A 23,384-nucleotide genomic window follows, 5' to 3' on the forward strand; every position below is an offset into this window, starting at 1 on the left:
TGTTTCTGTTTTCCTTTTATGCTTTACTTTGCAATATTTTAATTCTCAAATAGATTTAATCGTTATGAAGTTGAAATTTGCAAGTAGAATGTCTTATATAAAGGCTTCGGAAATACGAGAAATACTCAAAGTCACAGAACAAGAAGATGTTATTTCATTTGCTGGTGGATTACCTGCCCCTGAATTATTTCCTATAGATGAAATTAATGAGGTAAACCAGATTGTACTGAAAAAGGCAGGAACAAAAGCTCTTCAATACACTACTACAGAGGGGTACGCACCTTTAAGAGAGTGGATTTCTCAACGGATGAATGACCGTTTAGGAACACCGTTTGATAAAGACAATATTCTTATTACACATGGTTCACAGCAAGGGCTGGATTTATCAGGTAAGGTTTTCTTGGATAATGGCGATATAGTATTATGTGAAAGTCCTACCTACTTGGCAGCAATCAGTGCGTTTAAATCATACGGGTGTAGTTTTGTAGAGATTCCTACGGATGAAGAGGGTATGAATATGACTGTTTTGGAAGATGTGCTAAATACGACAGAGAATATAAAGCTAATCTATGTTATACCAACCTTTCAAAATCCAACAGGCAGAACATGGAGTTTGGAAAGACGTAAAAAACTTGCGGAGCTATCCGCCCGATATGATCTTCCTGTTATTGAAGATAATCCATACGGAGAATTAAGATTTGAAGGTGAATCTTTGCCCTCTATAAAATCATTTGATAAGGTTGGCAATATCTTGTGTACCGGTAGTTTCTCTAAGATATTCTGTCCCGGTTTTCGGATTGGCTGGATTGCTGGCGATAAAGATATTATCCGCAAGTATGTGCTGGTTAAACAGGGTACAGATTTACAATGTAATACAATAGCTCAAATGACTATTGCGGAGTATTTGAAACGATATGATATTGATAAGCATATCGGTAAAATCATAGAGGTGTACAGAAAACGCAGAGATATAGCTATGGAATGTATAGAACGCTATTTCCCCCATAACATCAGATATACCTATCCGCAAGGCGGATTATTCACTTGGGTTGAATTACCCGAAGGAATTTCAGCACGTGATATTCTGCAAAAGTGTATAGAACGAAAAATAGCTTTCGTGCCTGGTGGTTCATTCTATCCTGTCGAGCACAAAGAAAATACGTTTAGACTAAATTATTCTAATATGCCAGAAGATCGAATTATAAAAGGGCTTCAAATAATCGGAGAAGTGCTGCAAGCATACATCAGTCCATCAAAGTGACTCTTTGATTATATCGCCCAACCGTTTTAAGCGCTCTTCAAGGAGTGGCGTCCATCGTTGCCCATAACTTAGACGCATACAGTTTGTGTATTGTTCTTGCAATGTAAACATACGTCCGGGGGCTATGCTTATTTTCCGTTGCATAGCCCTATAATAAAGCTCTGTTGTATCAATCCGCTTGTCTAACTCTACCCAAAGCATAAATCCCCCTTGTGGGGTTACAATCTTTGTATTTTCAGGAAAATGATCCATAATAGAGTGAGCAAAATGAATACTATTTGCACAAAGCTCCCGGCGAAGTTTACGCAAATGATTTTCATATCTGTCATTTTCCATAAAGTTAGCGACAGCTTCCTGGTTAAGAGTAGGCGTAGAGATTAGATGTATATTCTTTCGACGAATAATAGCCTCTTTAAATCTTCCGGGAGCAATCCATCCTACTCGATAGCCCGGAGCTAACGTTTTAGACACAGCTCCACACCACAATACAATTCCCTCTTTATCAAAAGCTTTACAGGGTTTAGGTCGTGAATTACCAAAGAAAATGTCACCATACAAATCATCTTCGATTAATGGAATATCATGTTCAGCCAGCATATTGACAATCGCTTTTTTGTGCTCATCAGGCATACAACTTCCTAATGGATTATTGAAATTGCTTATAAGCAGACAAGCATTAATTTGCGGTAACACTCTTCTTAGTGCATCAGGATCAATGCCTGTCACGGGATTTGTAGGTAGTTCTAAAACACGTAATCCCAAACTATTGGCTAACTGTAACATTCCAAAATAGACCGGACTTTCGACTGCAATCGTATCTCCTGCCTTAGTAATTACAGATAAAGCTAAAGCAACGGCATTAGTAACCCCAGCTGTAGTTACTATATCATCTTCTGTCAAATTTCCATTCCAACTATAAGTGAAGCGAGCTACAGCCTTACGCAAGTGAATGTTTCCTTGTGTTTCATCATACCGAGTACCATTACCCGGAAGTGTTTGCATTGCTCTTATTAGTTCCTTGTTGAGTTTTGCTATTGGTAGTAAAATATCTTCAGGCATCCCTAAAGAAAAACGGGTAATAGACTTATCCCCAATTTCTAATGAACGATACACTTCAGCTATTAATTCTACAACCTCTTTACTTTCATTTTTCACTGATGGTTGTGTGGTAGCAGGAGCAGATAAGCGTATTGGCTTATAATTGACGATATATCCCGATTTAGGGCGTGATATTATGTAGCCGTCCTTTTCTAATTCATAGTATGCTTGAATTGCCGTATTTAAACTTACCCCATTTTCACTACTGATAGTGCGTAAAGATGGCAATTTTTCACCAACTTTCCACACACCCTTTTTAATCTGCCAAGAAATACTTCTCGCTATTTCTTGATATAAGACTTCTTTTTTCATAACTCACATAATCTGTACCCTGCAAATATACAAAAACTATATCTGTATCTGTTATTGATTTTGAGTTACTTTTGCAAACTGATTTTAATGCTCTTTTTAATATTCTAAATAATAGGAATATAGAGTATTGCATTTAACCATATAATATAAACTCATATAATAAAAATGATAGTAAAGCAGATTTCTAATGAACTAATATTGAAGATTAATGCAGAGATAGAAACATCCTGTATAGACAGTGACATATCTTCCGATAAGGCTTTGTATATGATTGATTTCATCAGACCGTTGTTTGAAGAGCTAAGAGAATATATACACAAATATAACTTTCGGGATAATGAGGAAGAGATAGACTTCTTTAAAAATAGCAAACCGTTAATTCTAAGCAAATTAATATACTACAACGATATTTATACGCTTGAATTGAGAAAGCCTAATGGTAATAAAGAAGTGGTTAAGGAGTATTACAAGAAAAAACAGACTGCGATAACAGATTTCTGCAATAACAATCTTGATTTTTATCAGTATTATCGCTCCAAAGCGACACATTTAGATCGATACTATTTCCTTAGAGGTCATGAGAACTACAAGTTATGCCATAATTGTGGGTTGTTGGATAAAGATCCTTTGTTCTCTACCTGTTGTGACCATAGAGTAGCCAAGATGTTGGCTTATGATATGCTGGAAATTTATCTGCAACAGCGATTACAAGACGTAGAAAGGATAGAAGTAGTAGAAACCAGTCGAGTTTCTCTTCCCGATAATCCATTTCGATGGACGGGCACTAAGGTTGCTGCCATTGAATTAGGATATGCCATATATGCTGCTGGAGTGCTGAATAATGGAAATGCTGATATAAAGGAAATAATGACTTATATAGAAGCATCTTTCAAAATAGACTTAGGTGATTATTACCGCACTTATCTCACCATCCGGGAGCGCAAAAGGGACAGAACAGCCTTCCTTAGCAATTTAATAGAAAAGCTCCTTCGGAAGATGGACGAAAACGACAATTAACCTCCTTGTAAGGTTCTGCTAATTATTTTCTCTTTTCGCAAGTCCCTCATAAACTACATGGACTTTTGAAAAGAGAAAATATTTTTGTCTATACATGAATGATAGAATGATGTTTATCTACCTGTTAGTCTTTCAGTCTTACTTTCATACAGCCTTGCAATCTTGACATCTTGTAATCAAGAAAACAAGTTGTCAAGAAATCAAGCTATCAATATTTCAAGAAAACAATACTTCAATACTGTACTAAAAAACTCATCGGTCGGGGAACGCCCAGCGGCAAGGGGCGGGACCACCCGTCCCGACGAGCGAAAAAGATGCTTGTTTGAGTAATTTTTCTTTCATTGGAAACACGACTTCGGAGTGCTTTTCTAAAAAAGTTCAGAGCTGCTGGGATAAATCTCAGCAGCTCTGAACACACCTTGCTGTTATCTGACGATAACCAATTTCAGTCACCTGAAATTATTTAGCCATATCTAATTTGCGCACCAATAATTCCATATCATTACTGACCTTTACATCAGTAATTCGTGCATAGATTTGAGTAGTTCTAATATTGGTGTGCCCTAAAATTTTGGATACCGTTTCAATCGGTACTCCATTGGCTATCAGGACAGAAGTCGCACACGAATGACGTGCTACATGAAATGTCAAGCTCTTGTTTATCGAGCAAATAGACGCAATTTCTTTCAAGTACTCATTAACTTTTTGGTTACTTATAATCGGTAAAATCATCCCGTTTGGCAACTGGTCTTTATACTTTTCAAGAATAGCTTTGGGTACATCAAGCAATCGAATGTTAGATGCAACATTGGTTTTGTGGCGTTTGGTCATAATCCAAAGATTGCCATCAAATGCAGTGCGAATGTTTTCTTGGGTAAGTTCGCATACATCAATGTACGAGAGAGCCGTATAGCAACTGAAAACAAATAAATCCCGTACCTGTTCCAACCTTTTAGAAGCAAACTTCTTGTTGTAGATGGTGGTTATCTCTTCCATCGTCAGATAATCCCTGTCGGTTTGCTCAAACTTAACCCTATAATTCCCGAAAGGGTCAGCAGTAACCAGTCCTGTGTTCTTGGCAAAGTTTATAATCGTGCGGAAACGCTGTATAAACTTCATCGCTGTGTTGTGGCTGCATCCATGATGGTTTTTGATGTACAACAGGAAATTATCAATGAACACGACATTTATCTCTTTGATAAGCATATCCGAAACCGAATACTTAAACTTCATGAACTCGATAAGACGTTTCTTTGTCAGTTCATAACGTGAGTACGTTTTGTCGGTAGTGTTCATTTTTACCTTTTGAAGATATTGCTCGTTGTGCATCTCAAAGAACTCAATTAACGTTTTACCCCGTTCAATCTTACCTAAAAAGGCGTTTTTTACCCGTTCAGAGGTCACAAAACCGTCTTGCTCCAATAGAGCATGGTAATGTTGGTGTACTGTGCTGCGGATACTGTCTAACATTGAATTGATACTTGCGGCTTCGGCACTTCTGCCGGAAGCCTTTCCTGTACTGACATTCCAGTTGGCAGGGTTTATTTCCATTTGTGTGTTGAACTGCGACACAATTTGGTCGATGGTGATGCGTGCAATAATTGGTGCATTACCGTTTTTCTTCGCTGCATTTCGCTTAACGAAAAATAGGAGCTTGAAAGTAGTCCTCATAATCTCATTTTTTTGGTTGCAAAATTAATTTTATTGATTGTAAATGAGATATTTGCAGGGTAGACAAATGTGGACAGAGGTTAGCCATTTTGGGACATTCTGTGACCTATTTTTCCATGCTTTTGTATTGGTCACGAATTGGTCATAGAAGTGTGTCTTTTCGTGACCTTTTGGTGTCTTTGGTCACGGACATTATACAAAGAAAAAACTCCTGCAATACCTTGATATTGTAGGAGTTGTCTTCTTTAAGTCTTGTTTTGACTTGTCTTTCAGTGATCCGCCTGGGGCTCGAACCCAGGACCCCAACATTAAAAGTGTTGTGCTCTACCTGCTGAGCTAGCGAATCAATCCTTTATTGCTGTTAAGCGGGTGCAAAGATAGAGCTATTTTTTATAATTGCAAATAAATTCCGAACATTTTTGTTATCTTTGTGCCATAAATATCAATACACATTATTTATATATGGCTGACGATAAAAAAATAATTTTCTCGATGGTGGGAGTAAGCAAAGCTTTCCAACCTAACAAGAATGTGCTAAAAGACATTTATCTTTCTTTCTTCTATGGAGCTAAGATTGGTATTATCGGTCTCAACGGTTCGGGTAAATCTACTTTGCTGAAGATTATTGCCGGTCTGGAGAAGTCTTATCAGGGAGAGGTGGTTTTTTCTCCCGGATATTCAGTAGGCTATCTGGCACAGGAGCCTTATCTGGATAACACTAAAACAGTGAAAGAAATCGTAATGGAAGGTGTGCAACCCATTGTTGATGCACTGAACGAATACGAAGAAATTAATCAGAAGTTCGGTTTGCCTGAATATTATGAAGATCAGGACAAGATGGATCAACTTTTTGCACGGCAAGGGGAATTGCAGGATATTATTGATGCGACGGATGCCTGGAATCTGGATAGTAAACTGGAACGTGCAATGGATGCTCTCCGTTGCCCGCCCGAAGATCAGTCTGTGGCTAATCTTTCGGGTGGTGAACGTCGTCGTGTGGCGCTTTGCCGCTTGTTATTGCAAAAACCTGATATTTTATTGCTCGACGAGCCGACCAACCATTTGGATGCTGAGTCTATCGACTGGTTGGAACAACATTTGCAGCAATACGAAGGTACGGTAATTGCTGTGACACACGACCGTTATTTCCTTGACCATGTGGCTGGATGGATTCTTGAACTTGACCGTGGCGAAGGTATCCCCTGGAAGGGTAATTATTCCAGCTGGCTGGAGCAGAAAACCAAGCGGATGGAAATGGAAGAGAAAACTGCCAGCAAACGTCGCAAAACTCTGGAACGTGAGCTCGAATGGGTACGTATGGCACCCAAGGCACGTCAGGCTAAGGGCAAAGCCCGTTTGAACTCGTACGATAAATTGCTGAACGAAGATGTGAAAGAAAAAGAAGAGAAATTGGAAATCTTCATACCGAACGGTCCTCGTTTGGGTAATAAGGTGATCGAGGCTAAACATGTGGCTAAAGCTTACGGTGATAAACTGTTGTTTGACGATCTCAACTTCATGCTTCCTCCCAATGGTATTGTGGGAGTTATCGGTCCGAATGGTGCCGGAAAAACAACTCTTTTCCGTTTGATTATGGGACTGGAAACAGTTGATAAGGGTGAATTTGAAGTAGGGGAGACCGTGAAGGTGGCTTACGTAGACCAGCAACATAAAGATATTGATCCGAATAAGAGTGTTTATCAGGTAATTTCCGGCGGAAATGATTTGATCCGCATGGGAGGGCGTGACATTAACGCACGCGCCTATCTTTCACGCTTCAACTTTTCGGGTGCTGATCAGGAAAAGCTTTGTGGAGTACTTTCCGGTGGTGAGCGTAATCGCTTGCACCTTGCCATGGCATTGAAGGAAGAAGGAAATGTATTATTGCTCGACGAGCCGACCAATGATATTGATGTCAATACCCTGCGTGCGCTTGAAGAAGGTTTGGAAGATTTCGCAGGTTGTGCCGTTGTGATTTCGCATGACCGCTGGTTCCTCGATCGAATCTGTACTCATATTCTTGCTTTTGAAGGCGATTCGAACGTGTTCTATTTTGAAGGTTCTTACTCGGAATACGAAGAGAATAAATTGAAACGGCTTGGCAACGAAGAGCCTAAGCGCGTGAGATATAGAAAGCTGATAGCTGACTAATACTTAACAATGTGTAAGCCCCGCAAATTAATTGCGGGGCTTTTTTGTTTCATAGAGCTATAATATGTTTATCTCTCTTAAAAAATTGTAGCATCTTTGTAATGTATATATAAAGAATATTAATTACCTTTGTGCTCCAAAACGTTTATTTACAATTTATTAATTAACAAGTTCTATTAACTAACAAAGAGAATTATGAGAAGACATCTAATTCATTTCCTGCTGGTTGCAGTACTGACGGTATGCTCTGCCGCTACGGCTATTGCCCAGGTAACAGTGAAAGGTCAAGTTGTGGATGCGGAAACAGGTGAGCCATTGATTGGTGCAGCCGTAACGATTGTCGGTACTACCCAAGGTAGTGTGACTAACCTGGATGGTGAGTTTACACAGAAAGCTGCCTCCGGTTCGACACTGCTTATCAAGTACCTTGGCTACAAAGACTTCAGTAAGAAGATCACCCACAAAGGGGGTACTGAAGATTTGGGCGTGATTAAAATGGCACCGGATGCAATGGTATTGAACGACGTTATCATTACATCTTCCGTTGCTGTTTCGCGTAAAACTCCGGTAGCTGTATCAACAGTTGACCCCGTCTTTATCGAAGAAAAACTCGGAACGCAGGAATTTCCTGAAGTTCTGAAGTCAACTCCGGGTATCTATGCAACTAAGCAAGGTGGTGGTTTTGGTGACTCCAAAGTAAACATACGTGGTTTCAAGACTGAGAACTCTGCTATGATGATTAATGGTGTTCCGATGAATGATATGGAGTGGGGTGGTATCTACTGGTCTAACTGGGCCGGTTTGAGTGATGTGACTCGTAGCATGCAGGTACAGCGTGGTTTGGGTGCGTCAAAGGTAGCAGCTCCTTCTGTGGGTGGTTCTATCAACATCGTGACAAATACAGTTGATGCCAATAAGGGCGGTTTCGTATCTTATGGTATGGGTAATGACGGATTAAACAAGATCCTGTTCAAGGTATCTACCGGATTGACTAAGTCAGGTTGGGCTATGACCCTTTTGGGAGGTAAGACCTGGGCAGATGGTTATATCCAGGGAACCGACTACGAGGCTTATAACTGGTTTGTGAATATCACAAAACGTTTCAACGACAATCATCAATTGTCATTTACTGCTTTTGCTGCTCCTCAGTGGCACAATCAGCGTGGAAATAAAGACGGACTTACTATCGAGGGATGGCAAGAAGTTGCTAAAAACTATATGAATGGTGAAAAGCCTTATCGTTATAATCCTACTTACGGTTTTGGATTGAATGGACAAAGAAAATCATCTGCATATAATGTATATAATAAACCTCAGTTGTCGTTGAACCACTTATGGCAGATTAATGATAAATCAAGCTTAAGTACAGCCTTGTATGCTTCTATCGGTCGTGGATATGGTTATTCCGGTCAGGGATTGACCAGTGCTGATCGTAGCAACTGGTATGGTAGTAACAGTGGAAAGCTGAATATGACATTCCGTAAAGCTGACGGAACATTTGCTTATGATGAAATCTATGCTCTGAACGAAGCCAGCGAGAACGGTTCGGTTATGGCTATGTCGAAGTCTAAGAACTTCCATAACTGGTATGGTCTGCTCTCTACTTATACAACCAAGATTGGTGACTATTTTGATTTTTATGGTGGTATAGACTACCGTTATTATAAAGGTACGCATACGAATGAATTGGTTGACCTCTATGGTGGTGACTTTTATGTAGATTCCAGTTCAAGAACCAATGTGCTTACTTCCAACAATGCCGCTGCTGCTGCCGGTTCGGCATTCGTAAATCAGAAGTTGAAAGTGGGTGATGTGGTTTATCGTGACTACGATGGTTATGTAATGTCTGAAGGTGTGTTTGCCCAGGGTGAATACAACAGAGATAAGCTGAGTGCTTTCATTTCCGGTTCGGTTTCTAATACCGGTTACTGGCGTTATGACCGCTTCTATTATGACAAGGCACACGCTAAATCAAAAACCACCAACTTTATCGGATGGAATGCAAAAGGAGGTTTGAATTATAACCTTACCGAAAATCATAACGTTTTTGCTAATATCGGTTATATCAGCCGTGCTCCTTTCTTCTCGGGCGGTGCTTTTCTGAATTCAACTACCAGCAATGCGACTAATCCGGATGCAGTAAACGAAAAAGTTTTCTCTTTCGAAATCGGATATGGTTACCGTTCAACGTATTTGACGGTGAATGTCAATGCTTACCACACTCGCTGGATGGATAAGACTACTACTCGTTCGCAAGATATTAATAATTACTACGAAGGTAGTCTTAGCGAGCCTTATGATGCAAGTAAGCTGGTTTCTACCAAATCTGTTATCAATATGCAAGGTGTAAACGCCTTACACCAGGGTGTTGAACTTGATTTTGTTGCAAGACCTTTCCAATGGCTGGATTTGAGCGGTATGTTCTCTATCGGTAACTGGCGCTGGGATAGCAATGCATCAGGAAGTTTCACTGTTGAAGGTCAATTTGTAAACAGTGCATCTATTAAGGGAAATGATGGTAAGGATATAACAGTTCTTGTTAATGCCGCAGCCAATGGGTTGGAACCGGGTACAATGAAACTGAACCTGAAAGATGTGAAAGTGGGAGGATCGGCACAGACTACTGCTGCTTTGGGTGCTACTTTCAAGATTGATAAGGCCATTCGTCTGGGTATCGACTGGAATTTATACGCACGTAACTATGCTGACTGGGCATTAACCTCAAACGACCTGGTGATGAACAGTGAAAAAGACTTTTCTACTCCCTGGCGTATTCCGTCAGCAAGCACATTCGACTTGAACGCAAGTTATAAATTCAATTTTGGTAAGTTGAATGCAGTGCTGTCAGGTAACGTGAACAACTTATTCGATCAGACTTATATTTCTGATGCTACAGATGGTAGCAATCACGACTGGAAGACCGCTTATAATGTGTTCTACGGATTTGGCCGTACTTATAGCTTGAGATTAAAAGTTAATTTCTAATCTAAAACAGGAAGTTTAAATTATGAATAGAAATCTATTAATGCCTGTAGCGGTATCGTTGATTCTGCTGTCCGGCTGTAAATATAATGATGACAATTTCGAAGGATTGGACGAGATGACCCAACCGACGAATTTGATGAAGATAGAATATACGCTGACTGATGCTGATTATGCAACTATCAGTACGAACTCTACTAATAAAGATATCGCCAAAGCAGGTGGTGTATCTAAAGATCTTGAGAACATCAAGACCAATCTTTATCTGACAGAGAAGATTACAGGAGCCACCTATATTCCTGCTTTCTTGCTTGATAAGTATTACACCGCCGATAAGGGCTCGAGTGCAAAGATTACTTATAAGTACAAAGAAGCGATGTCTTCTTTGCTGTCTGAGTATGCTTCGGTGAAATATCTGAAACCGACGGATGCCGAATACAAGTTGGTTTATGGTGAGGATGCGTTTGCGCCTTATCTGAATGAAAAGACTGAAGGCCAAATGTATAAGATATTGAACGAGAAGTTTAAAGATGCTGAAAAAGGAACTGCTGTTTTCGTTGACTATAAGTTGGGCGAGGGACAGTTGGAGAATCCGTTGATGTGGCAGGATTTTGAAGCACTTCCTACCGGAGACTTAACTGAGCTGAAAGGCTGGTTTCTCAGTTCTGTTGGTGGAACCGAGTGGAAAGTGACTTCTTATGATGATAATCAGTATGTGCAATACTCGGCCAATAAGATGGAAGGTGAATGTATAGCTTGGATGGTTACCCCTGCTGTTTCTGTTGTTGCCGGTGATTATCTTGGTTTTGATGTAACTGTGGGTTATTACAATGCCAACTGTCTGTCAGTGCTTATCTCAGAAGATTTTGATGGTAAAGATGTTAAAGCTGCTCACTGGACTGACGTAACTTCGGATTTCAACATCCCTACCAAGCCGACAAGCGGTTACGGTACATTTGCATCTGCCGGTAAGATGTCTTTATCAGCTTATGCGGGCAAGAAGGTTTATGTAGCCTTTAAGTATGTAGGTGATGGTGCCAATAAAAAGACTACTACTTATCAGATTGATAACATCATGGTAGGTACTTCTATCCCGGCTAACAGTCTTTCTACTCCTGCTTACGCAGTGAAAGTGTACGATGGTAAGAGCTGGAAAGATAAGAGTGGTGACGTATATGTTCCGACATACGCTGATTATGGAGATATGGGGCAGAGCAAACGTTACTTTACTTCTGATGTTCCGGCTGTGAATTATCTGCCTGCTTATTTGTCTAAGATGGTGGCATATCCTGTTGATGGCGATGCACGTGTAGTAGTTTACAGATTCTATAACGGCAAAGCTTTGAATATCTACAGTGATGAATACACTTATTCTGCCGAAAAAGCGAGATGGGAGTTGAATACACGTATTGTTGATAAGACAGAGCAGTTTGTACTGTCTGACGGTAAGTGGAACTTTGACCCGAGTACAGTAATCACGTTGAAGGCTGAGAAGGGTAATGCGGAGTCTGCTGCGTTCTATCAGGCCATCACCGATTGGGTGAAAGAGAACCATCCTGAGTATGTGACTTCATACGGTAACAACGATTATTATTATGGTGGTTCGGCTTACAATAACAATTTCGACTTCCGTCCCTCCGCATGGAAGGCACAAAGTGCTTCCGCTTATGGCTCGATGTCAGATGCCGATCTTACTAAGTTGATGTTCGAACGTTTGCCAGAAGCATTCCTTCCGGGATTGAAAGCAATCTACGGCAGTGCTGATGTGGTAGAAGGCGTAGATGTGTTCTATACAATTAACTTCGCCATTTACGACGGTTCTTCTACCACACAATATACCATTAAGTATAAAGTGACAGGTAAAGGACAGTTTGAATATGTTGCAGACTCTTTGAAGAAAGTAGAATAAGGAAACTAATTCATTTATAATAAGAAAGGCCGCTCTGAGTAATCAGGACGGCCTTCTTTTATATTATAACGAGAGAGTTATGGGGGTGAAACGCACCACAGAGGACGCAGAGTAACATAGAGTGAGCTTAATTCGTTGATTATTAATATTTTTAATCTATGGTATCTGTGATAATCTGTGTGATCTGTGGTGAAAAGGCGTTTTGATACATTCCCGTTTACATCTTCACCTCCATCACTACCGGATTATGATCACTGCACAAATCGAGGTCAGGCGAATAGTAGTCTACCCCTTTAAATTCTTTGGAATGGAAAATATAGTCGATTCTCAGCAGGCGTTTAAAGTACCGGAACGTATACATGTACCCATGTCCGCAAGTCTGGAATCCGTCTTGAAGATTGTCACCTTTCACGGTACTGTATGTGTAGGACGATGGGAGAGAGTTAAAGTCACCGCAAACCAGTATAGGGTAGGGGGTGGTGCGGATTAATTGTTCCAAAGTCTTTGCCTGTGCCGCACGTTTCCTGAAGTTCTCGTTGAGTCCCTCCAACAATTGCCTGGCCGCTGCTTCCTCTCTGCCTGTCAGTTCGTTTTTAGCCAGTTCCCTTTCCAGTCTGCGCTTATTTTGGCTGACCTCCGTTGTTTGCAGGTGGTTATTGAAAACACGAACCGTTTGTCCGTCTACGTCCAGGTCGCACCACATACTGCAATTCCTTGAGTCCGGATAAGTGATCAGTTTGCTGTCCTTCACCGGATATTTGCTGAATAAAGCTATCTGCAGGATGGAGATGCTGTCCGGAGCTTGCGGGATAATGACGTATTGCCAGTTTGCAAAAGTGTTTCGTATGCTGTCTGCGGTGAAATATCGGTTAGCGGCAAACTCTTGAAGACAGACGATGTCCACTTGATGCTCTTCCATGTATTTCGCGATTTCTTTGCACGAGTACCCCGATTGCTCGTTACCGAAACTGTCTACGTTATACGTTGCTATTTTCAAAGTTTTTCCACCTCCTTTTTCCGCCGGAAAGGGTGGTTGGAATATCCGTCCCAGATATTGCCAGTTGGCAGCTATGGCTATCAGCGGAATGACTATCCAGAACCGGCGGCGTATGCCCCAATAGATGGCCGCAGCGAGGTTGATTAACAAGAGCCCCGACAGCAAGAGCCCGATGAAAGGTATTAAAGTCGAACTTTCCGGGGGAACATGCCCGGCAAATGCACCGGTGACGGTGACACCAGCCAAAGCAAAAGTCAGTGCGACAGAGGTATAATAAAATAATTTGGATACGGCTTTCTTTCCCATTGTTTTAAATTCTGCATTTTAGTCCACCATAAGTTCACCACAGAGGACACAGAGTTCACAGAGGAAGAATTTAAGATCTTTCTATAAACCTGGAAAATAAAAACTCCGTGTCCTCTGTGTCCTCTGTGGTGAACTTGTGGTGAGGTTCTTTATCTCAACCATTTCTTTATCATCTCCTTCAGCTTTTCCTGAGCAATCGGTTTCGAGATGAAATCGTTGCATCCTGCCTCTTCGGCAGCTTTCCGGTCATATTCATAAGCATAAGCACTCTGTGCGATGATAGGTACATCTGCGGACAATTGCCGGATGATCCTGGTAGCCTCCAGCCCATCCAGATTGGGCATTTTTATATCCATTAATATCAGGTCCGGTTCCGCTTCATCGTACATGGTTACAGCTTCCATGCCATCTCTGGCACGTACCAGGTGGTATTTCCTGCCCAGAATCGCATTTAGCAAGTCATAATTGCTGTCGGTATCTTCTGCTATCAGGATGGTAGCCTTATCGGTTTCCGCCTCCGTTACTTCCATGGATTTACGTTCCTCCTTGCTTCCCGCCGGCTCTTTTGTCCGGTCGTCGGCTTCCGGATATTGCCGGTTGTCGGTTTCTCCGTCCCGATGTTCTTCTTTATCGGCCTTCACATCTTGCATTACGCTTTCCAGAGGCAGCCAGAAGGTAAATGTAGTACCTGTCCCCACTTCCGAAGAAACGGATATTTCTCCTCCCAGACGTTCGATGATAGTCTTGCATATCGACAGTCCCAACCCCGTGCCCTGAGCGAAGTTATTGAGCTTGGCAAAGCGCTGAAACACCCGTCCCAACTTCTCCGGTTCGATGCCCAGTCCGGTGTCTTTTACGTAAAATACCACTTTTTCGGCTTCTTGCCTGTAGCCGTAGCTCACGCTGCCTTGTGTCGTGAACTTAAATGCATTTCCTATCAGGTTAGAGAATACCTGGAAGATCCGGTTCTTGTCCGAGTGAATGCTCAAAGCTTCGTCCGGCGAGTCGAATTTCAGTTCCACTCCTTGCGGGCAGCGGAACACATGTGCATCATGAATCTCTTTGCAAAGCGTGTGCAGCTTTACCGGTCCGTAAGTGAACTCCACGCTGCCCGATTCTATTTTCGACAGATCCAGTATTTCATTGATCAGTTGCAGCAACCGTTCGTTGTTGGCATCCACTATTTCATAATATTCTTTTCGCTCTTCCGGGTTTTCGCTCTCCGAGATGATGCGTGAGAATCCTACGATGGCGTTGAGCGGTGTCCGTATTTCGTGGCTCATATTGGCAAGAAAGGCCGACTTCAGTTTATCCGACGTCTCTGCTTTCTCTTTCGATTCCATCAGTTCGCGGCGCATCAGTTCCAGCTGAGTAATGTCCCATTCGATGCTGACAATGATGGGCGAGAAGTCTTCACTTTCTACTATGATTTTTTGTTTGTCCAGAATCAGCAGATTGCCATTTTTGTCTTTACCTTCCATGATCCAGTGCATCCCTTTTCCGGTATTGGCAATTTCCATGTCCTCTTTCCGTTTCTGCTGTGCCATTTCCAGCGGATAATAATCGAAATCGTTCATACCGATGGCGTTTTCCGCGCTGATATCCCGGTTATACGATTCCCGGTTTCGGTAGATATACCGGAAATCATTCTCTATATCCTTCACAACGATCCCCGCCGGGAGGTTTTCCATCGTGGTATCCATGATGCGGTTGAGCCGTTTTATCTGCGATTCGTACCGTATACGTTCCGATATGTCGTGTGTAAACGACCAAAAGGTTTCTTCTCCGTCATCCGTTGTCACGCTGTACATCGTACCCTCAAACGCCAATGTGCTTTTATCATGCTTCAGCGGGTGGTAGGCCAGGAAGTTGAAATTCTGTCCTTCCCGTATGCTGTGGTAACGTTCTTCCCAATCCTTCGGACTGTCCATGTCGCCTACAATGTCGAAAATCCGTATTTGCGATAGGTCCGCCTGTTCCGCGATCCGGTGGTTGAGCCTGAACTGTCTGTTGGCAAATATCAGCGTGCCGTCTTTCCGTGCCGCATAAATACTTTCTTTGGCATTGTTGATGGCATGCGTCAGCGTGTTGATGTCATTCCTCTTCCGCTGGATGTCCGTAATGTTCTGTATATATCCTTCCAGAATGATGTTACCGTCTTCTTCTTCACCCCTCAGGTAGCATTGCTGGCGCATATAGTATACCTGTCCTTCCAGCAGAATGCGGTATTCGATGTACTCCTTTACCAGTTTACGGCGGTTTGCCTCCATCCATGTGTTCACGGCAGGCAGATCTTCGCTCAGAATGGTCTCGTAATAATCCTGAAAGTTGATGCTCCGCTCTTCTTCCGTACATACTATTCCGTTGTATCCCCGATAATAGAATGTCTTTTCGCGCGATGAATATTTCCATTGCCCTATCTGTGCCGCTTTTTGTATCTCTTTCAGTTCGTAATTCGTACGTTCCAGTTGCAGCTTTACGTTGCTCCGTGCCGTGATGTCACGATATTGGCACAACACCTTGTCGCCGTCATACGGCTGCATGATGCATTTGAAGTAGTACGTTTCGCCTCCTTCCAGCGGCAGCCTGTAGTTGCGGTTCACCGTTATCCCCTGTTGGGTCACCCGGCGGAAGTCCGGCAGCAGTTTCTGGAAGGTATGGTCGGGAAGCAGATTGAACAGATTTTTTCCCAAGAGCCTGTCTTCTTGCAGGAACCACAAATCGCTGTGCGGGTCGATGTCCAGACACGTGCCGTTTTTGTCCACCAAGATCAGTGTGTCAGCTGTCAGTTGCAATATCTTATGGGCATTGTTTACGTCATGCAGTATTCTATCCATGCTTCGTTTGGTTTATTGGTTTAAGGATTCTGTTTTCGTTCTTTGGGCTTTTTCCCATGCTCCTGTTCCTTTCATTTTACGAAGGTAGTTAACACCTTTCATCACGTTAATGTTCATAAACAGGAAATAATATGGGATGAATAACAGCTTGTTTTTTATTTGCCGGGCAGACAGGTAATAGCCTCCCATCGCTAAGATGTAGAACAATACCTGAAGTGCCAGAATGGTGCCGTACCAGATAGGAGAGCCCCCCATCAGCAGTATGGCAACGTTGAGCGGGAGCAAGGCGAACAGCAGCACCGGGGCCACCGACCACCGCAGCACCCTGTGTGATATATACTGGAAACTCAGCACTCCGTAACGGAAGGGATTGAGCAGTTCCCTCAGCCGCCAGACAGATTGCAGTCCGCCGGCGGCAATGCGCACCTTTCTTTTCTGCTCTTCGCCCATGTCTGCCGATCCGCTTTCGATGGCATATGCCCGGGTGCAATAGGCTATCTTGTATCCCTGCATGGCGATGCGCAGCGACAGGATGAAGTCATCCAGCAGTGTGTCCGGTTCCATCACCGTGAACAGCTCCCGGCGTATGGCAAACAGCTCGCCTGCGGCTCCCACAGCCGAATAGAGACGTGCGTCCAGTGCTTTCAGTGTCGATTCATATTTCCAGTATATGCCCTCACCACCGGCTGCGGCTCCATCCTTTTCTTGCACGGCGATGCGTTTTTCTCCGGCCACGCATCCCACCCCCGGATCCTCAAAAGCCAACACGATTTCGCGTATCGCTTCCCGGTTCAGCATTGTGTTGGCGTCGGTGAATACCACAAGTGGCGTGTCCACCAGTGTCATCCCCCGTGTCATGGCAGCGGTTTTTCCTTGCCGCAGGGGTTGGAAGTGGACGGTGGCTTGCGGCCATGCCTTCAGCCGTTCGTTGGTAGAGTCGTTGCTTCCGTCGGTGGTCCACACAATGTGCAACTTGTCCTCGGGATAGTCCAGTTTCAGGCAGTTGCGCATTTTTTCGTCCACAACGTCTTCTTCGTTAAAGGCTGTGATAAAAAGTGTCACGTCCGGCAGCAGCTTGTCGGGCGGGAGTTGCCGCTTGACGGGTTTCACAGTGAGTTCTTTGAGCTTGACCAGTGTGTAAAGCAGTATTCCGTATCCCAAGTGGGTATAGAATACGAGGAAGAGGGCAAGCCAGAAAAGAATTTGTACGGTGATCATAGTATTTTTTATTTTAATTTTATTTAGGTTGAATCAGGTTGTCGTCTTCATCTTTATATTCTTTTCGGGAGGTGAATATTCCTCCTATGTTTCTGAGAGCATTGATCGCCCGCACTTTGAAACTGCCGGCTAATGATCCGTCAGCACTTATGGTGCCATATCCTGTGACCGCACGTGCCTTCTTTTTACGTATAAAGTATATTTTTCCATACTCTTTGAGCCGTAAGGCCAACGATCCGTCTTCACCCCGTTTGATGTCTGTGCGTATCCCTGTTTGGCGGGCGTAATCCGTGCGGTATGCGAATACCAGTCCTCTTACACTTAATTCCGGGCGTTTGATTGATTGTATCCATAGATGAATATCCCTGAGAAACTCATATACTTTTAATCCGGTCCGGGAGTGTTCTTTGTCGGGTATATAACTCCATAGTGAACTTACCGCCACAACTCCGGGACGCTCTAATGCGTTAACCATTGTCTCGACATAGTGCGGAGGGTACAAAGTATCGGAATCAATATTAATGTGATATTTTCCCCGCGCACGATTTAATCCGCAAAGCCGGGCGTGTCCGCAGCTGTGTTGATATTCTATCGCATATGGTACCCCTGTCGCTTCATAGATTTCTGCCGTCCGGTCCTTAGAATCATTGTCTGTCCCGATAATCTCCACCGGATATTTGCACTTCATCTCACTTAAGGACCACAGGCTTGCCAATAGACGTTTCTCTTCGTTATATCCTATGACGGAGACTGTAACAACCGGAGAATCCGACTGTAGCTTTCTCAAATTCTCACGAACTTCGTCAATGACATTTTGCGGTGCTTCAGCAAAAGGTTTTTCGTATACTTGCAAATATTTTGTATACCACTTCATCATTTACTCTTTTGTTACTTTTAATGTTTCAAATAATGTTTTTTTATTCTCTTAATTTATTTTTGTGATTATTTGTCTGTTATATTCTTCTCCCGCATCGGCTACTTGGCTTCCATTCAGGGCCTCGTTCACATATTTGCGTTCGAGTTTCACTTTGCGTCGCGCGCCCATACGCCACCATTCATATTCCACATCCACGTGCCCGATGTCGATAGCTTGGTATCCCGCTTTGAACAAATCGTAGGCCAATACTGTAGCTGTGGGGCCCAATGCGATCAGGAAGAGCACGTTTTTGTTTTGTTTGCATGCTTCTGCCCGGATGCGATTTATAGAGTTGAAAGCGTTACAGGGCGGGCATAAAATCCGGTGGATGCTCTGTGCATTGTCAAAGAGGTCGTTGCCCACCCCTAAACGGCTTTTTTCGCCTTCGATAAATATGATGTCTCTGCCTTCCCAAATGCCTTTCATGTCATGGAACCATTTCCCGCATTCTCTTTTCGATTTAAAATCCATATAAGGACGTGTGACAAATGTATTATAATAGGTTTGTCCGGGAAGTAATAGCCGGTCCCACCACGGGCCGTAGATAAAGAAGTGAGTGCGCCAGAATCTTCGCGCTTTCCGGTTGTAGCGTTCCAAATGCTGAAAAACATCGGATATGCATACTAAATGTTTATCATTATCGCTGGTCAACACCTCTTTGAGCCGCTGGGCCAGTTGGGGATTACCTTCTTGGAAACCAATTCTTTTGTGGGCGTTGGTCAATAACATTTCTCCGTCACCAAAGCGGCTGACGGAGCATCGGTCTTGTATTATTTTCCGGATCGTTTCATCTATTGATGCCACTTGAGGGATAATCTTTTGCCGTCTGCGGAGAACTATATACCAAAAGTTATACCACTCCACCGTACTGCCATATTTCAATTTATGGTATATCCGGGTTATAAGCTGCGTTATGTTCATGATAGTAGTTTTTTAAAGAGTTCGTCCCATTGTTGCATGATTGTATCCAGATGAAATTTTCGTATGCTTTGCTGTGCCTGTTTTCCCATCTGCTGTCGTTGAGCTTCATGCTCTATCAAGTAGATGATTTTTTCGGCCAGGGATTCGATGTTGCCGTTTTCGGCCAGCAATCCGTCTTTTCCGTCTGTAATGATGTCGCGTGGACCGCATGGGCAGGCAAATGCTACCGGAGGGATTCCACATGCCATAGCTTCTGTTATGACCATGCCAAACCCTTCATAACGTGATGAAAGTATGAAAATAGAACTTCGGCGCATTTCTGTTGCTATGTCATTGGTAATGCCGTTCAGATGGCATGTTTTTTCTATATCCAGTTTCCGGGCTTGTTCTTGATAAGCAGCTCGGTCGCCTGCGCCAAATATCTCCAGTTCCCAGTCCGGATGTTTACGGCTGACGATCTGCCATGCAGGCAGCAGTATGTCGAATCCTTTTTGGTAGGTGTATCGCCCGACGGCAATAGCCCGGTGTGCCGTCCCTTCGGCTGTATGCTCTACTTTAAAAGAGATCGGGTTGTATATGCGAATGACATTGTCCAGTTCCGGCCACATCTCTTTATCTTCATCTGTCAACACGACAAAACGGTCCAGCTTACGCAGTTTATTAATCAGTTGCCCGATCCATAATTCTGATAATTTCCGGCGGACGAAGTGTGGAAGGAACTTTTGGTGTTCCAGGCTGCGGTAATTATGCCGGCTGAAGTGGAATTCGCCGATTTTCAGGCTACCGTCTTTGATGGAAGTTAAGAAATTAATCTCTCGCCGCAAAACGGAAATTGTAATATCCGGACGGATTTGCATCAATGCCTCAGTCAACCGTTTCTTATAGATTCTTTGCAGTTGGCTGTATTTCCACAATCGCTGCCACAGATACTTGGCGGTTGTGTATATGTGATTGAAATTGAGGTCCAGATGGATGATGTGGACTTTCTCTGATAAAGGATAATAAGGAGGCAGTTCTTTATTTTCAGTCTGGATGACGTATATGTCATATCCCAAAACGTCGGCCAGATAGTTCATTTTTAATGTAAGTACCCTCTCCATGCCACTTGCGACAGTGAGTTCGGGGATACAGTAGGCTATTTTTATGGGTTGTTTCATAGTTCCTCGATTACATGTTTCATTTGCACTTCCCACGAAAGTTTATTCCGGATGGAGGCTCGTATGTCAGCCGGTCGGATCTCTTTTGCCGAATGGTAGAACCGGACCACTTGTCCGATGTCTACCGGAGATTCGTCTGCCGGTATCTTCAGGATGTAGGGCATCGATTCGAAGTCCGCATCTGTTTCTGAATAGATGAAAGGGATACCTCTGGCAGCGTACTCGCGATTTTTCAGTGACCGCAGGTCTGTGATTCCGCTTCGATGGCGCCCCAGGCTGCCTATTCCTATTTGACATTGGTCGAATACCCGGTTCAGAGGTTCTCCGAACAAGGGGCCATGGAAGATAACGTTTTGTTCTATTGCCCCTTCCTCCACCAGGGCGTGGTATTCGTCGACGACTGCCGGTACGCCCTGACCTACGATGTGTAGCTTGACATCTTCCCGATGCTCGTGCCGGAGGTAGTGTGTCAATCCCCGGATGACACGGTCGAATCCGTGCCACGGGTGTATGGTGGCTACGGCTATCAAGTGCAGTTCGCGGGTAGTGGCAGTGCTCTGTTTGAGGGGAATGAAGTCAAAATCGATTCCATTGGATATTTGTATCGTAGGGCGGCCGAAGATGGTTTTGTGGTCTGAGAAAGTGACAAACTTATCGATTTGCGTGGCCATTAATCCACGTAAGCACTTGTCTGCCATTAATACACGCCGATATGCCCATGGAAGACCTTTGTATTCCTGGTCATAGGGATAGGTGGGTATTTCCATGACAACTTTTACGCCGGCCCGCTTGAGGCGCCACAACATGCAGATCAAAAAAGGAGTTGTATTGTGGTCGCTTCTTACATAAACCAGTTGTATTCCGTTTGTCTTTACATAATGGACGATGCTGTTTAATTCGGTGCGTTTCAGAATCTTTCCCCGGATTCCGTTGCCATAATCCCGGAGGACATGGTTATTTATCATCCGCCGTTTGTGGTCGTGGGCGTCATCCAGCCAACAGGTATCTACTTCCAAGCCACACGCTTTGAGTGCCTTTATCTGGTAACGGATTTTCTTGCTGATCCCGTTTGCCTCTTCGAATCCGTGGAAGATAAGAAACAGTGCTTTCATTGTTTGTTTTGTTTTTAAGATGGGCTTTCACCCCCTGCTTTTACGTTTGTTCAGGATGCCTTTTGCCTTGCCGATGATGTCATATTCACCGGTCAACTGTATGTAGCACCCAAATATACAGAAAAATATAATGCTTTTTACAATCAGGGTCAGAAAAATGTTGCCTCCTTCTGTCAGCAGGCTGAGCGGATAGAGTACGGCTATCAGCAGCACACTGACCGCTAATGGTGATACAAGCTGAACCGCGAAATGCCGCAGGCTGCGGTGCAGTGTCACCCGGTACATCATCCAGTAGCATTGCACAAAGTTGACGGTAAACGTCAGTGTGATGCACGTGGCTACGGCTTGGAGTGTGCCTATCCGGAAAATGCCCAGCAGGATGCCCGCCACGTTGAGTACCGATGAAAACAGGCCGCACACAAACAGGCTTTTCGTATCGCCTGCCGCCTGAAAGATGGATCCGGAGGAGGAGAGGACGATCTGTATGCCTACCGACAGCGTGAGTATCCGGAATATAGGGATGGAGGGCATCCATTGGTCGCCGAACAGGATCAGGGTCACCTCGCCGGCCGTGAAGTATAGCAGCACGCTCAGCGGCAGTCCGATGAAGGCCAGAAAGCGGACAATGCGTTCGTAACCCGATGCCAGGCGTTCAAGGTCGTTCTGGTATTCGCTGAAGATGGGGTGCATCACCGGGGTGATCACCTGTGTGATGTTTTGTAACGGCAGCATCATCAGGCGGTACGATTTTTCATAATAACCCAGGGGAGACATTCCCATGTACTTGCCGATCAGTAGTTTGTCGAGGTTCCGGCTGAAGTAGTTGATGATGTTGAACAGGAACTGGTAGGCAGAATAGGAGAATATCCGGCGCAACACGTCCAGCCCCAACGTAAGCCTCAGGCGCTGCGGATAGCGTCGTATGGAGACCACGAAAATCAGGATGCCCGACAGGATGGGCCCGATGACCAGCGCATACAATCCGGCTCCGCACAGAGCCGCCACGACGGCTGCCGCACCGGTGGCAATCTGTATGACGAAGCTTCGCAGGGCGATGAATTTGAATTCTTTGTTGCGGTAGAACAGTGCGTTGGGAACGATGGTGGCAGAGGCGAAAAACAGGTTGACGGCCAGCAGCTGGCACAGCGTCCGCAGTATTTCCCGGTCGTAGTAGGCGGCAATGGGCCACGAGGCAGCGGCGAAAAGCAGTGCCAGGCCGATGCCTGTCCAGATGGTGAAAGAAAAGAGTCCGGACAGGTTCTCCCGGGTCAATCCTTTGTGCTGGATGATGGCGGGTGACAGGCCTACGTCGGTGAATAGGTTGAAAAAGGCAATGATCACCGTGGCTATGGCCATCACGCCGAAGTCGTCCGGCGAAATCAGGCGTGCCAATACGCCCGCGACGACGAGTGACACCCCTATGCCGCTGTATTTGGCAAGGGCGGTATAGAATACTCCGGAGAAAAGTTGATGTTTGATAGACGTCATTCTTATGGTGTTTTTGAGTTTGGTTCACCAC

Annotated in this window: 15 protein-coding genes and 1 tRNA gene; 5 read left to right on the plus strand and 11 right to left on the minus strand. The window is 44.0% G+C overall.

Translation table 11 applies throughout. The features are described from left to right. The first annotated feature begins 64 nt into the window (after positions 1 to 64). Complete coding sequence (locus G7Y45_RS11975) at positions 65 to 1,261, plus strand: PLP-dependent aminotransferase family protein (protein WP_165014564.1); 1,197 nt, start codon at positions 65 to 67, stop codon at positions 1,259 to 1,261. Here the strand turns inward: G7Y45_RS11975 and G7Y45_RS11980 are convergent. Further along, on the minus strand, positions 1,253 to 2,671 hold the full coding sequence (locus tag G7Y45_RS11980) for a PLP-dependent aminotransferase family protein (protein WP_165014567.1): 1,419 nt from the start codon (positions 2,669 to 2,671) through the stop codon (positions 1,253 to 1,255). The two genes, G7Y45_RS11975 and G7Y45_RS11980, sit on opposite strands and share 9 nt — an antisense overlap. Before the next feature lie 165 nt (positions 2,672 to 2,836). On the opposite strand from G7Y45_RS11980, the gene G7Y45_RS11985 reads away from it, so the two are divergent. After that, the gene (locus tag G7Y45_RS11985) at positions 2,837 to 3,688 is read left to right on the plus strand and encodes an RteC domain-containing protein (RefSeq protein ID WP_165014570.1); all 852 of its coding nucleotides are present in this window, start codon (positions 2,837 to 2,839) and stop codon (positions 3,686 to 3,688) included. Between the two features lie 459 nt (positions 3,689 to 4,147). Here the strand turns inward: G7Y45_RS11985 and G7Y45_RS11990 are convergent, their stop codons facing one another. Continuing rightward, positions 4,148 to 5,359 carry a site-specific integrase gene (locus tag G7Y45_RS11990; RefSeq protein ID WP_165014572.1) on the minus strand — a complete coding sequence of 404 codons (1,212 nt, stop codon included), beginning with the start codon at positions 5,357 to 5,359 and terminating at the stop codon, positions 4,148 to 4,150. A 273-nt stretch (positions 5,360 to 5,632) separates the two neighbouring features. Further along, positions 5,633 to 5,705, minus strand: a tRNA-Lys gene (locus tag G7Y45_RS11995). Between the two features lie 116 nt (positions 5,706 to 5,821). On the opposite strand from G7Y45_RS11995, the gene ettA reads away from it, so the two are divergent. From ettA to G7Y45_RS12010, 3 genes are all read left to right on the plus strand, one after another. Beyond that, complete coding sequence (gene ettA, locus G7Y45_RS12000) at positions 5,822 to 7,510, plus strand: energy-dependent translational throttle protein EttA (protein WP_005776885.1); 1,689 nt, start codon at positions 5,822 to 5,824, stop codon at positions 7,508 to 7,510. 195 nt (positions 7,511 to 7,705) lie between these two features. Further along, complete coding sequence (locus tag G7Y45_RS12005) at positions 7,706 to 10,495, plus strand: TonB-dependent receptor domain-containing protein (protein ID WP_022011057.1); 2,790 nt, start codon at positions 7,706 to 7,708, stop codon at positions 10,493 to 10,495. Positions 10,496 to 10,517: 22 nt separating this feature from the next. Then, positions 10,518 to 12,401 (plus strand): choice-of-anchor J domain-containing protein, encoded by a 1,884-nt coding sequence (locus tag G7Y45_RS12010; RefSeq protein ID WP_165014575.1) that lies wholly within the window; start codon positions 10,518 to 10,520, stop codon positions 12,399 to 12,401. A 217-nt stretch (positions 12,402 to 12,618) separates the two neighbouring features. Here G7Y45_RS12010 and G7Y45_RS12015 read toward each other — a convergent pair whose 3' ends face one another. From G7Y45_RS12015 to G7Y45_RS12050, 8 genes are all read right to left on the minus strand, one after another. Next, positions 12,619 to 13,704 carry an endonuclease/exonuclease/phosphatase family protein gene (locus G7Y45_RS12015; RefSeq protein WP_032536120.1) on the minus strand — a complete coding sequence of 362 codons (1,086 nt, stop codon included), beginning with the start codon at positions 13,702 to 13,704 and terminating at the stop codon, positions 12,619 to 12,621. A gap of 149 nt (positions 13,705 to 13,853) precedes the next feature. Further along, positions 13,854 to 16,541, minus strand: a complete 2,688-nt coding sequence (locus G7Y45_RS12020; protein ID WP_165014578.1) for an ATP-binding protein — start codon at positions 16,539 to 16,541, stop codon at positions 13,854 to 13,856. Positions 16,542 to 16,553: 12 nt separating this feature from the next. Next, positions 16,554 to 17,759, minus strand: a complete 1,206-nt coding sequence (locus G7Y45_RS12025) for a glycosyltransferase family 2 protein (RefSeq protein ID WP_005805306.1) — start codon at positions 17,757 to 17,759, stop codon at positions 16,554 to 16,556. 19 nt (positions 17,760 to 17,778) lie between these two features. Further along, positions 17,779 to 18,633 carry a glycosyltransferase family 2 protein gene (locus G7Y45_RS12030; RefSeq protein WP_005776892.1) on the minus strand — a complete coding sequence of 285 codons (855 nt, stop codon included), beginning with the start codon at positions 18,631 to 18,633 and terminating at the stop codon, positions 17,779 to 17,781. Positions 18,634 to 18,684: 51 nt separating this feature from the next. Beyond that, positions 18,685 to 19,596, minus strand: a complete 912-nt coding sequence (locus G7Y45_RS12035) for an SP_1767 family glycosyltransferase (protein ID WP_005805311.1) — start codon at positions 19,594 to 19,596, stop codon at positions 18,685 to 18,687. After that, positions 19,593 to 20,753: a glycosyltransferase family 4 protein gene (locus G7Y45_RS12040; protein ID WP_032536121.1), complete on the minus strand. Its 1,161-nt coding sequence runs from the start codon at positions 20,751 to 20,753 to the stop codon at positions 19,593 to 19,595. The genes G7Y45_RS12035 and G7Y45_RS12040 overlap by 4 nt, the downstream gene beginning before the upstream one ends. After that, positions 20,750 to 21,865, minus strand: a complete 1,116-nt coding sequence (locus G7Y45_RS12045) for a glycosyltransferase (RefSeq protein ID WP_022011781.1) — start codon at positions 21,863 to 21,865, stop codon at positions 20,750 to 20,752. Before G7Y45_RS12045 ends, G7Y45_RS12040 begins: the two co-directional genes overlap by 4 nt. A 27-nt stretch (positions 21,866 to 21,892) precedes the next feature. Continuing rightward, entirely contained in the window at positions 21,893 to 23,353 is a 1,461-nt protein-coding gene (locus G7Y45_RS12050; protein WP_005776896.1) for a lipopolysaccharide biosynthesis protein, read from the minus strand. Positions 23,354 to 23,384: the final 31 nt, after the last annotated feature.

The sequence above is a fragment of the Bacteroides sp. ZJ-18 genome (assembly GCF_011038705.2).
Classification (GTDB): Bacteria; Bacteroidota; Bacteroidia; order Bacteroidales; family Bacteroidaceae; genus Bacteroides; species Bacteroides hominis.